The sequence below is a fragment of the Streptococcus sp. HMSC072D03 genome, assembly GCF_001812855.1.
GTDB lineage: Bacteria > Bacillota > Bacilli > Lactobacillales > Streptococcaceae > Streptococcus > Streptococcus salivarius_D.
In genome coordinates, this window is record NZ_KV810700.1 from 27,289 (window position 1) to 39,691 (window position 12,403).

The 12,403-nt window shown below is 41.0% G+C and carries 10 protein-coding genes; all 10 read right to left on the bottom strand.

The features are described 5' to 3' along the window. Positions 1-2 precede the first annotated feature (2 nt). Complete coding sequence (gene argB / locus HMPREF2877_RS09885) at positions 3-740, bottom strand: acetylglutamate kinase (RefSeq protein ID WP_002886771.1); 738 nt, start codon at positions 738-740, stop codon at positions 3-5. Between the two features lie 26 nt (positions 741-766). After that, a complete protein-coding gene (gene argJ, locus HMPREF2877_RS09890; protein ID WP_045768481.1) occupies positions 767-1,960 on the bottom strand; it encodes a bifunctional ornithine acetyltransferase/N-acetylglutamate synthase in 1,194 nt (397 codons plus the stop codon). 29 nt (positions 1,961-1,989) lie between these two features. Beyond that, complete coding sequence (gene argC / locus HMPREF2877_RS09895; protein ID WP_014633505.1) at positions 1,990-3,012, bottom strand: N-acetyl-gamma-glutamyl-phosphate reductase; 1,023 nt, start codon at positions 3,010-3,012, stop codon at positions 1,990-1,992. Between the two features lie 129 nt (positions 3,013-3,141). Next, positions 3,142-4,323: a pyridoxal phosphate-dependent aminotransferase gene (locus HMPREF2877_RS09900; protein ID WP_013990171.1), complete on the bottom strand. Its 1,182-nt coding sequence runs from the start codon at positions 4,321-4,323 to the stop codon at positions 3,142-3,144. A 9-nt stretch (positions 4,324-4,332) separates the two neighbouring features. Then, positions 4,333-5,115, bottom strand: a complete 783-nt coding sequence (locus tag HMPREF2877_RS09905) for a carbon-nitrogen family hydrolase (RefSeq protein WP_002886767.1) — start codon at positions 5,113-5,115, stop codon at positions 4,333-4,335. 132 nt (positions 5,116-5,247) lie between these two features. Next, positions 5,248-8,535 (bottom strand): LD-carboxypeptidase LdcB/DacB, encoded by a 3,288-nt coding sequence (gene ldcB / locus HMPREF2877_RS09910; protein ID WP_070579817.1) that lies wholly within the window; start codon positions 8,533-8,535, stop codon positions 5,248-5,250. A 290-nt stretch (positions 8,536-8,825) separates the two neighbouring features. Continuing rightward, entirely contained in the window at positions 8,826-9,392 is a 567-nt protein-coding gene (locus HMPREF2877_RS09915; protein ID WP_002886764.1) for a transcriptional regulator, read from the bottom strand. A 97-nt stretch (positions 9,393-9,489) separates the two neighbouring features. Further along, on the bottom strand, positions 9,490-10,809 hold the full coding sequence (locus HMPREF2877_RS09920) for a sensor histidine kinase (RefSeq protein ID WP_045768479.1): 1,320 nt from the start codon (positions 10,807-10,809) through the stop codon (positions 9,490-9,492). Beyond that, positions 10,806-11,540: a response regulator transcription factor gene (locus tag HMPREF2877_RS09925; protein ID WP_045768478.1), complete on the bottom strand. Its 735-nt coding sequence runs from the start codon at positions 11,538-11,540 to the stop codon at positions 10,806-10,808. Before HMPREF2877_RS09925 ends, HMPREF2877_RS09920 begins: the two co-directional genes overlap by 4 nt. Before the next feature lie 212 nt (positions 11,541-11,752). Continuing rightward, positions 11,753-12,403 (bottom strand): SH3 domain-containing protein (locus HMPREF2877_RS09930; protein ID WP_176745193.1); only part of this gene is annotated, 651 nt, incomplete at its 5' end.

Below are 12,403 nucleotides of genomic sequence, written 5' to 3' on the forward strand. Positions count from 1 at the left end.
TCTTACTCCTTGATTATGGTACCGTCTGTCAGGTTATCACCAATAATGACCTGCTCGACACCAGCCTGAACTGTCTGAACAGCACTTTGAATTTTAGGAATCATGCCTCCAGTAACCACACCTGAATCTATTTTTTTCTGAACGTCCACAAAATTCAGCTGCTCCAAAACCTGACCATTTTCTAAAACGCCCTTGACATCTGTCAGAAGGATAAGTTTTTTAGCACCTAGACTAATCGCCACTGCTCTGGCAAGGTAATCGGCATTAATATTGAGCAAATCCCCCTGCTCACTATAGCCTAGACTCGGAATCAAGGGAAGTTTGCCTTGAGATAGGAGGCTCACTAGGGTTTGATTAGTGATGTTTTTGACCTCACCCACAAAACCATAGGTCTCTTGATCTAAGAAATCAGCATGAACAAGGTCTGACAATTCATCTACAAGCTGATAGGCTGGCAAACCTGCAGTAGTCAACTCACCTGCTAAGTTTTTCCCAACCATGTCAACCAAAGCTTCTTTGATCAAAGCCATATCTGACTGACCCGTCACACGAAGACCATTGACCTTGTGAATTGGAATATGATTCTCCTCCATCAGCTGATTAATAGCAAAACCGCCCCCATGAACGATAACAATTTTTTGACCAGCCTGCTGCCATTCTGACAGTTTAGTCAATATCTCAGGAGTTAGCTGCTTACTGGCTACTCCACCAATCTTGATTACAATATATTCAGTAGTCATCAGTTAACTCCTTTATCATAGATAACTTAAGTATGGTAGAGGGCATTAATCTTAACGTAATCGTAGGAAAGATCACACCCCCATGCAGTTCCTTTTTCATGACCAGCATGAAGATCTACCGTTATAGTAACTTCATCATCATGCATGATGTCTTTCATTTCTTCATCATCAAAGGAAACAGGACTAGAGGCCAACATAACTGGCAGACCGCCAAGCATAATATCAACATTATCCACAGGAACATCCACACCAGCGTAGCCAACAGCGGCTAAAATACGTCCCCAGTTAGGATCTTCACCAAAGATAGCCGTTTTAACTAGGCTTGAACCGACAACTGATTTTGCCATCATACGTGCATCAAGGGCATTAGGGGCATTAACCACATCAACTTGGATGAGTTTATTAGCACCTTCACCGTCCTTGGCAATTTTCTTAGCCAACTCTTGCATCACAAAATTCAGCATCTTCGAAAATTTATCGAATTCTGGTGTATCTGGCAGAATCTCTTCATTGAGCGTGCAACCATTTGACATAACAAGAACCATATCATTGGTTGAAGTATCTCCGTCAACTGTAATCTGATTAAAGGTCTTTTCCACATTTTGGCTCAAGGCCAATTGCAGGGTGTCACTAGAAATATTAGCATCACAAGTAACAAATCCAAGCATGGTCGCCATATTAGGGTGAATCATGCCTGAGCCCTTAGCGACACCAGCCATAGTAACCACATCACGTCCAAAGGTCTCCGTCACAGCAATAGTCTTAGTCGCTGTATCAGTCGTCAAAATCGCCTTGGCAAAATCATCCGCATTCCCATTAACCACTATCTTGGAAAGACCATTTTTCAAGGTATCCATTGGTAGCAACTCACCGATAATCCCTGTAGAGGCTACACCAACCAAATCTGGTTCAACACCTAGCTTTTCAGCGGTCAACTCCTGCATGGTGTAAGCATCCTCCAAACCTTGAGTCCCTGTACAAGAATTGGCTACACCTGAGTTAACAACGATAGCCTTCATTTTCCCAGCCTTTTTAACGGAGGTCTTGGTCACAATCAGAGGAGCTGCAATCACCTTATTGGTCGTGTAAACTCCTGCCACACTGGCTGGTTTTTCAGAGACAATCCAACCAAAATCCATTTTTCTCTTTTTAAATCCTGCATGTAGCCCATCTGCTGAGAATCCCAGCGGACTAGCAATTGTTCCATCGATGACTTTCATATTTTTTTCTCCTAACTCTATGCTTACATCTACAAGTATGACGGTGTCATAAGCAAACCTTCCGTCTCATCCCACCCCTGCATGAGGTTGAGATTTTGCACTGCCTGTCCAGCTGCTCCTTTAAGCAGATTATCAATGACTGAAATAACTGTCAGAACATTGGTTTTTTCATTATAGGCAAATCCAATATCTGTAAAATTCGATCCGATAACGTTGTGTAGTTCTGGCAAGCTGTCTTGAACACGTACAAAGGGTTTATCGCTATAAGCCTTTGTGAATGCTGAAGCCACATCAGCTACAGTCACGTCCTTCTTCAACTTACAATAAACCGTAGCCATGATTCCGCGATTAACTGGTAAAAGCGACGTTGAAAACTGAATCTCAGGCATTTCCGGATTAAAGTTCTGCAAGGATTGAACAATCTCAGGAATATGCTGATGATGATTGAGTTTATAAGTCACGTAATTATCGTGAACATTGACAAAATGACTAGACTCGCTCAAAGCCTTACCCGCACCAGTTAAACCAGACTTGGCATCCACAATGACACTATCCGTCTCAATCAGACCAGAAGCAACCAAAGGAATCAGGGCCAGCTCCGTCGCTGTTGCATAGCATCCAGGATTGGCGATAAATTTCTTATCCTTCACATCTGTATATTCTGATAATGCGTATGTAAATTTATTCAAAACACTCTGCTTGGCAGGTGATTTTTTATACCATCCTTGATAAACATCTGCCGGCAAGCGATGATCCCCAGATAAATCAATAACAGGAAAATCAGCTTGAACAAATTCCTCTGCAAGCGAACTAGCAACTCCTGAAGGTGTGGCAAAGAAAACCAAATCCGCCTTTTTCATAATCTTTTCCGCATCATAAGCTTCAATATCTAAGTCACAAACATCTGTCAGATAGGGATACACATCAGACAATCGTCGGCCCACTTCCTTGGTTGCGTGAATAGAAACAAGTTCCACTTTTTTATGATTATTCAAAATTTTAACTAACTCTAAACCACTATAACCAGTGATACCAACGATTGAAACTTTCATTTATGCACTCCTTTTTGAATAAATATGTAACCAGTTTATTGTATTTTTATTCATTTGTCAAGGAAAAACTGAAATTAATATGAAAAAAACAAGCAGTCTTTTTCAACTACTTGTTTTCACGAATGCTATCTAGTTATTAAATAAATGCAAGTTGGCAATACGATCGACCGCTTCGACCAGACGCTCTGGCTCTACCAAAAGCCCAATACGAACATAAGCATCACCCGCAGGACCAAATCCTTTACCTGGTGCCACAGCAACATGGACCTTCTCAAGTAAAAGATCCGCAAAACTCTCACTGGTGTACCCCTCTGGCACAGGCATCCAAGCATAGAAAGAACCTCTGGATGGAAAGGCCTGCCAGCCAATCTTAGCAGCTGCCTGGACAAAAGCATCTCGACGGCTATCATAAGTCGCATTCAGTTGAGCAACAGCCTCCTCAGATTTAGGGTCTAAGAGAGCTGCAATCCCAGCCTCCTGCAAGGCAGGAAAGATTCCCACAAAAAGATGGTCTTGAATCAGATTTAAGGCTTCAATCATCTGGTCATTCCCAGCTGCAAAGGCCAAACGCCAACCAGCCATATTGAAGGTTTTCGAGAAAGTATAGAACTCAATGCCCACATCTTTAGCACCAGGCGTTGATAAAAAGCTAGGATTCTCATAGCCCTGATAACCCAAAGCTCCGTAAGCCAAATCACTCACCACTCCTACTTCGTAGGTCTTCGCCCAAGCAACTAACTTTTCATAAAAAGCCTTAGTCGCCACAGCCCCCGTCGGATTATTCGGATAATTGATATAGATAAACTTAGCACGCCGAGCGGTCTCCTCAGGAATGGCATCCAGATCTGGCAAAAAATCATTTTCAGCCGTCAAAGGAAAGGTCTCATAAGCTACACGTCCTAGACTCACTCCTGACAAGTAATCTGGATAACCTGGGTCAGGCAAGAGCAGAAGGTCGCCAGGATTCATCAAAGCTAGGGGCAATTCCACTAGTCCAATTTTAGCTCCACCCATGACACAAATCTCACGCTCTGCATCCAAATCAACCCCATAATGTTTTTCGTAAAAACTAGCAGCTGCTTCCTTAAAAGGACGATTGCCTCGAAACTGTGAATACTTATGGCTAGCAGGATTTTTCGCTGAAAGGCACAGCGCCTCAACAATATGGTCATAGGTCGGTTGGTCGGGATTGCCCTGACCAAGATTGATCACATCTGCTCCTTCCGCCACCTTGGCATTAACCTTAGCAACCAAACCTGCAAAAAACTGTTCTGGCAATGCCTTCAATAAGTCCGATTCTTCAAATAACATAAACGCTCCTTAATGATACAAGTCCGTGCGACGATCCTCAAAAACAGGAATCTGACCTCGAACCTTATCTACCTCTTCAAGATTAATATCGGCCGTAAAAATGCCCTCCTCATGCTCCTTGGATTGCAAGACCACATTTCCAAGTGGATCGATAACCATAGAATGCCCTGAAAAGACATCGTCTGGTCCTGTTCCGACACGATTAACCGCAACTACAAAAGCTTGATTTTCAACCGCACGCGCCTTTAACAAAATCTCCCATTGTTGCACACGAGGTTCTGGCCACTGCGCTACCACAAAAAGTACCTTGGCTCCTTGTGCCATCTGTGTTCGCACCCATTCAGGAAAACGAATATCATAACAAATGACACTAGTAGCTGTCACACCATCAAGCTCAAATACAGACTCCGAAGACCCTGCAGACATATACTGGTCCTCTGCCATGAGGCCAAAGAGATGGACCTTGCTATAGGTATTGATTAGGTCCCCAGACTTATTGTAGACGTAGGTCGTGTTGTAGAATTTGCCGTCCTTCTCAATAGCAACGGACCCTCCGATAATAGCCACAGCATGTTTCCTAGCAAAATGAGACAAGATTTCTTGAGAGTCCAAACCTTCCTTATCTGCAAGCCCATCCAGTTCATCTAAAGCATAGCCAGTATTCCACATTTCAGGTAGCACAATGACGTCAGGCTTTTCGCTAAGTGCCCTCTCCAACATCTCTTTCACGTGCTTTTTATTTTCCACAGGCTTTCCGTGAGCAACATCCATCTGTACCAATGCAATTTTCATAGTAACCTCGATTCTATATTAACCATTATAGCACTCCAAAAGACGTCACAAAAATTGAAAAATTCAATCTCATGATAAAGAAAGGCTATCAAAAAAGGCTGGACACATTGTCCAACCTGATTCATTACTTCATTAAGCAATATCAACATAACGACGGTTGCCACTCGCTGCCACATATGAAAGCCATGTGTGGCCATCGGCTGTCAAAACTTTGTCATAGTTAACACTCATGCCCTTGTCATAGTAGGCTAACTCTGGACTTGAAACCTTAGCTTCTGCCTTGATTGACGCACGACCTGTGAAGGTATAACGACCTGATTCTGGGAGACTTGGTTTTGCGGCTGGTTGACTTACTTCTGTCTTAGCTACTGCAATATCAACATAACGACGGTTACCACTTGCTGTTACATATGAAAGCCATTGACGACCATCAGCTGTGACAACCTTATCATAGTTTACACTCATACCTTTGTCATAGTAGGCCAACTCTGGACTTGAAACCTTAGCTTCTGCCTTAATTGACGCACGACCTGTGAAGGTATAAGTGCCTGATTCTGGGAGACTTGGGTTATTCGCTGGTTTCGCAACTGGTTTTGTTTCTGGCTTAGCTTCTGCCTTGGCCGCTGCAATATCAACATAACGACGGTTACCACTTGCTGTCACGTATGAAAGCCATTGACGGCCATCGGCTGTGAGAACCTTATCGTAGTTAACACTCATACCTTTGTCATAGTAGGCCAACTCTGGGCTTGAAACCTTAGCTTCCGCCTTGATTGACGCACGACCTGTAAAGGTATAAGTTCCTGTCGCTGGAAGGTTGATAGCACCTGTAGTGGCTGATTTACTTTCAGCAGGTTTGCTGCTAGCAGCATAATCGCCACCTTCGATACCGAAGTATTCTTCCAAACTCAAACCTGAATCGTGGATGTCTTTAGCTTCTTTACCCACATAGCGGATGTGCCATGCTTCTGGCATGTAGCCAGTTGAAGCTTCCTTACCTGCTTGGAAACGCACGATAAAGCCATAGTTATGTGCATTGTCTTTAAGCCATTGGCTAGCACGTGAATCTTCAAGCAAATTACCAGATTTATCGGTCAAATCAAAGACCAAACCAGTTTGATGTTCACTATATCCAGGACGAGCTGAGTAACGGTCCGCAGCTGCCTGACCATCACGGCTAACATAGTTATCGTAAAGAGTCTTTTGATAGTCATAAGAACGGAAACCACTGTATGAACGTCCAACATTCAAACCTTGGTTAATCATATCGTCACGAAGACGAACAAAAGCCGCCTTAGCTGTAGGATTCTCACCTGGGTTATAGTCCTTAGAAAGACCATGTTTTTTATTGACAATGATAATATCATCGTATTTACCACGAACACTGTAGTAAGAACCGTTATTGGTCAATTGGTGGCTAAGATCTTGAAGAACTGGAACACTGGTATGAGTGCCACCAACACCTTGAAGTTTACCATCAATCTTATAGTAGAGGTGGACAGTGTAATCACCACGATTATTCTTGTGATCGCTGATAGATACATGTGTCTTGTAGCTACCATCTGCTTGTTTACTTGCAGATGGCCATTTGAGGTCGTCTTGACCGTCTTTGTCAGACCAGACAGGAACAAGTACTTCCTGGATAGCCTTACCAGCACCTGAAACCTCAGTAATAACCACATCAAAGCCATTTTCAGTCATATTTTCAATGTTAAGCTTACCGGTAAGTTTATTTTCAGTCGGTTTAGACTCAACTGGCTTGTTTGTTGTTACTTTCACAGTCGCAACATCAACATAACGACGTTTACCACTGTAGCTGACATAAGAAATCCATTGATGATTGTCCGCTGTCAAAACCTTATCATAAAAGACAGAATCGCCATTCATAAAAACAAACTCAGTCTTGGCTGACACCTTTGGTTCGTCCTTAACATCTACAGTCTTAGTAAAGTTGTAACGCCCACTTGAAGGAAGTTTATCAGCTCCTGTCACTGCTGGTTTTTCAGCCGGTTTATCGACTGGTTTGGTTTCCATAGGCTTATTATCTACTGGTTTAACATTCTCTGAAGCAACCGGTTGGTTTGGTTTAAGATCTGACTCGCTTGTTGTAGTACCAGCTTTGTCTTGACTAACCTCTACTTTAGCAATATCAACATAGCGACGAGCACCACTAAAACTCTTGTAAGAAATCCATTGGTGACCATCTGCCAACATAACCTTATCATATGACAAGGAATCACCATCTTCGAAAGTAAATTCAGTCTTAGAGGAAACTTTAGGTTCAGATTTCACATTAGCAGTTTTCTTAAAGTGATAAGTCCCTTTGTCTGGGATTTCAAGTACTTCTGTCACTTCTGAATTATCAGTAGTTTTCTCTGGCGTAAGTTCAGGTTTTGGAGCAGGTTTAACCCCATCTTTAGGAGCCACCGGTTTAGACTCAGTCGTTTTCAAAGCCGCAATATCCACATAACGACGTGTACCACTGTAACTAATGTAAGAAATCCATTGGTGATTATCAGCTGTCAAAACTTTATCATAGATGACATGGTCACCCTTGCCGAAAACAAAAGTAGGTTTGAGATCTGCTTTTGGTTCCTTCTTAATATTTGTGTCACGTGTAAAGTAGTAAGTTCCTGTCGCTGGGATATTCAAAGCACCTGTTGTGGCTTGAGCGCCATTAGAAGGTTTGCCATCCCCATTACCACTATTACCGTTACCACTACCAGCTGCCACTGGTTTCACTGGAGCATAACGACGCACACCAGAGTATGATTTGTAGCTAATCCATTGGTAACCATCAGCTGTCACGACTTGATCGTAAAAGACGCTATCCCCTGGATTTACATAAAATTCAGCCTTGGCAGAAACCTTAGGTTGATTCTTAACCTCTGTACGTTCCTTGTAGACATAAGTTCCTTGGCTTGGGAGGTCGCTTGCTGTAGTTGTAGCCGGTTGGCTCACCAAACTAGTATTGACAGCTGCTCTCGTTAAGGAAGATACATCAAAGTTAGTAGCTGTTTCAGACGAAGTATTTGTACCACTTGTGGCTTCTGAGCTGGCAACTGTTGATTCAGAAGTTTTATCTGCTACTTGTGAGGTACTAGCACTCACTTCACTCGTAGCCTCGCTAGTGGCAGTTTCACTGGCGGTTTGACTAGTTGTTGAGACTTGGCTAGCTTTCTCACTTGACGCTGCCCCATCTGTTGCTACACCACTGAAAATATCAGCTGCTGTCACAGCATCACTATCTGAGATAGCACGCAAAGAAGCATCTGAAGGTGTTGAAACCTCATGATGCTCATCAGCCAAAGCTTGCCCCGCAAAGACCAAACTAGCTCCTAAAAGAACTGATGCTGCCCCAAATGAATATTTACGAATGGAAAAACGTTGTTGTTCGTGTAAAAATTTTTCTCGTTTCATATCAATTATTCTCTCTATCGAATTGATGTTACAGGTTGATTGTAACACTCGGTGACAAATATTACAAGTACTTTACAGAATATTACTAAATATTTCTCACTTACCCATTAGTATACCAAATTTATTTGGCTTGTTCCCACTTAAATCATAAACTGTCCGATTTTTGTCATAATCGAAAGCCGAAGCAAGCCATACTTATTTATTCGTAATTTTGTTAGGAAAAGTAGAGGGAAACATAAAAAACATGATAACTTTATACGAGTTATCATGTTTGCTTTTTAAATCATTTATCAATGTCCTACATCTGAATATGAAATATAATAACGTTGACCATTCTTAACAAAACTATACCAGTTTCCATCAGGTAAAATTTCATATTTATCCCAGTCAACATCTCCGGCAGGAAGTGTAGAAACTGCTCCGCTATCTTTATCTGGAGCAGCATAAACAGGTGTTTCCTCATCAAGTGTCAATGTTCCAGAAGTTGCTGTCCATGCACCTCGACCACCTTCAACTCCTCCAACTTGAGAAGCTGGTGTTGTAGATTCAACCACTTGTCCACCATCTGTAGTTCCTGCTTGGGCTTGTTTTTGAGAAGAAGCTTTAGGTGCTACTGCTGAAGCCTGATTGTCATTTTCTTCATTTGAAACTGCTGAAGATGATGATTTAGCTGTTTTCTTATCCTTCTTAACAGCTTTACTTGAGCTTGAAGATGATTTCTTGACCGTCTTGGCTGGGCTACTACTTGTGTTAACACGCGCCGACTCATGACTATTAAACATAGTCACTAAGAAGACAGCAAGGATAACTACAATTAGAGCTGATAGGATACCAATGAGTTTACTTGTATTTTTCATGAGTGATATTCCTTTTCTGATAATTTACTAGGTTATTATAATATATAGACAGTTAAATTTTTCATTGAAGTCATAAACGGTGTTTTTTCCGTCATAATCAGACCACATCTTCTATTTTTAGTGTCTGTTTAAAACGATAGTCTTTAGATTGTGTTGACAAAGAACAATTAGGATACTTCCCTAAAATCTCTCGAACAGTGGACAAACCTATACCACGTCCTTCTCCTTTACTTGAGCGACCAAGTTTAAAGATGCCGACTGTATTGATAGATTCTTGAGCAATGGTATTCTCTACTATTACTACCTTTGTATCGCTACTGATAAGAGCAATGGTTACTTCTTTAGTAATGCTATCCAAACTAGCCTCAATAGCATTATCCAAAAAAATGGATAGCACTGTTATGAAATCCAACAATTCCATCCTCGATACTTCAAAGACGTCGCTGACCTCAAGGTGAACGGTAATAGACTGGTCTTGTGCTTCCAAGACTTTACTAGCCAAGACACCTTTAACGGCTTCATCTTTAATATTAATCAAGTTGGCAATTTCGTACTGTTTCCCCTCAATCCGAGTCTTTGTTTTTTCAAGGATGTTATCGTAGATATCGGAAATGATAGCTATATCTTTGGAGTCAATGCCATATTTGATACTAGACAAGATATTTAAGTAATCATGCCTAAATCGACGAAGATCAGTATAGAGTTTCTCGATTTGTTGGCTATAGTTGGCCAAATCACTAATTTGCCTATCTTTTTGGAGAAGGACTTCTTCTTTTAATCTTTCGCTGAAGGTTGCATTAATGTAAACAAGGGTCGCAAGAAAGAGTAAAGCATAGGTCACCACGAGATAAACATGCCAATCTCTTCCTCCAGGGATCTGTTGCACAAAAAAGGTAATATATTGGAGAAGGAGGGCATAAGATAACATTGATATATCTATAAGCAATAAAAAGTACTTTGAAAATGACTTTCTAAAACCATAGTTCAGCGCTTTGAAATCTACTTTTAAGGTCTTAATGATTAACCAAAACACAGGAAAAACTAGCAACTCAGTGACAAGGTTTAAATGAAAATGATTCAGCACAATCAGATAATGTCGATTGATGACTAAGGCAATCCCATAAATAATAAGATTGTGAACAAGACTTTCTATGACGATTGGAAACAAGCCATAGAAAATATCTAATAACCTATTGCCATAACGATTTCTGTAAAGGGAATAAACAACCAAGAAGGCATGCCCTAAAACATAGGATAGGGCTGGAGAAAGCACAAATAAGACTCGTATAATCAAAGGGATGATGATATACCATCTTAGCTTTATCTTCTCGGAGGTAATGTATTGATAAATGAGAATAAAGAGGATAATCTCCGCTAAAAAGTCTAGATTATTCAACACAAAATTAATCGCTGTCATAGTCTGATTCTCTCAAGCAATTTCTTTAGTTTCAACTTTGAAACATAGCAAACGCCACCATTTTCAAAATAGACCGTCCCCGTACTTTTATCTAATTTGATGATATTTTCTGGATTAACTAGGAAGGACTTATGACATTTAAACAGTCTAGGGTCACTCTTTTCAATTTGAGAGAGACTGCCATAAAACTCAATCTGCTCCTCTTTAGTATAAAGGATAACCTTGTGGACGATATCCGAGGTCTCAAAGTACAAGATATCATGAAAGGGAACCTGAATAACGGTCTTAACATTCTCAATCCGAAAAGCGTCTTCTGGATTCTGGCTCTGTATCTTTTTGCAGGTTAATAAGATAATACTTTCCAGACGCTTTTGAAAGTCCTCACACTCCAAAGACTTATCAATAAAGTCTAGAGCTGCCAATTGGTATTGAAAAGTTAAGGGAAGGTACTCTGAATGAGTCGTGAAGAAAACAATATTGGCATAGGGGTCACTCTTGCGAATCTGCTTTGCAACTTCCAAGCCTTTTTTAGTATCGTCTTTAATCTGAATGTCTAGGAAAAAGAGCTGATGAGACCCTCGCTCGGTAATAAAGTCTAACAGTTGATTGGGTTTGTCAAAAACCTCAAAGTCGCCCACTTTAATGTTATTTTTCTTAAGAATCGTATGAATAACCTCTTCAATACGATTTTGTTGGATAAAATGATCCTCTAAAACATAGATGTTAAGCATGGCATAACTTCCTTTGGCATAATCTTAAGAGAAATTCTAAGTTAGAGCATTTCTTTAATAAATGAACCTCTCTTATTTATTCAAAATGAGATTTATTGTTTTCTTTACTTATTTTACATTTTTATTACAAAAAAAAACAATACTTTGTAACATTTTTTTACTTCATTCAACCAAAAAAACACCACCCTCAAAAGAGAGTGATGTTACAAATCTTAAGAAATATCTACATAGCGTCTTGCACCGCTATAGGTTACATAAGACAACCAGGTGTGACCATCAGCTGTGAGGACCTTGTCATAGTGAACAGACATGCCTTTATCATAGTAGGCTAACTCTGGACTCGCTACACTTGGTTGAGCCTTGATAGAGCTAGGTTTGGTAAAGGTATAAGTACCAGTTGCAGCTAGGCTTGGACTTGCTGGTTGAGCAACTGCTGTTGCCTTACCACCAATAGCAATGTAACGACGGTTGCCTCCATGGCTAACATAAGAGAGCCATGTGTGACCATCTGCAGTCACCAATCTGTCATAGTTAACGGACATACCAGTATCATAGTAAGCCAACTCTGGACTCGCTACACTTGGTTCTGCTTTAATGCTAGAGCGTTCTTTGAAAGTATAGGTACCAGATGATGGTGTACTTGGTTGAACAGGTTGTTCTACAGGTTTAGTCACACTCGTTGGTGCGATAGCCACATAGAAACGATGTCCTGAATAGCTGAGATAAGAAAGCCATGTATAGCCATCATTATTGACAACCTTGTCATAGTTGACTGACATGCCAGCATCGTAGTAGCTAACATCTGGGTTGGCTACCAAAGGTTGAGTCTTGATGCCAGTACGAGCGGTAAAGGTATATGAACC

Bases quoted from the DNA above. Each gene is read 5' to 3' on its own strand.
- argB (WP_002886771.1), bottom strand. From the start codon at position 740: ATGACTACTGAATATATTGTAATCAAGATTGGTGGAGTAGCCAGTAAG.
- argJ (WP_045768481.1), bottom strand. From the start codon at position 1,960: ATGAAAGTCATCGATGGAACAATTGCTAGTCCGCTGGGATTCTCAGCA.
- argC (WP_014633505.1), bottom strand. From the start codon at position 3,012: ATGAAAGTTTCAATCGTTGGTATCACTGGTTATAGTGGTTTAGAGTTA.
- HMPREF2877_RS09900 (WP_013990171.1), bottom strand. From the start codon at position 4,323: ATGTTATTTGAAGAATCGGACTTATTGAAGGCATTGCCAGAACAGTTT.
- HMPREF2877_RS09905 (WP_002886767.1), bottom strand. From the start codon at position 5,115: ATGAAAATTGCATTGGTACAGATGGATGTTGCTCACGGAAAGCCTGTG.
- ldcB (WP_070579817.1), bottom strand. From the start codon at position 8,535: ATGAAACGAGAAAAATTTTTACACGAACAACAACGTTTTTCCATTCGT.
- HMPREF2877_RS09915 (WP_002886764.1), bottom strand. From the start codon at position 9,392: ATGAAAAATACAAGTAAACTCATTGGTATCCTATCAGCTCTAATTGTA.
- HMPREF2877_RS09920 (WP_045768479.1), bottom strand. From the start codon at position 10,809: ATGACAGCGATTAATTTTGTGTTGAATAATCTAGACTTTTTAGCGGAG.
- HMPREF2877_RS09925 (WP_045768478.1), bottom strand. From the start codon at position 11,540: ATGCTTAACATCTATGTTTTAGAGGATCATTTTATCCAACAAAATCGT.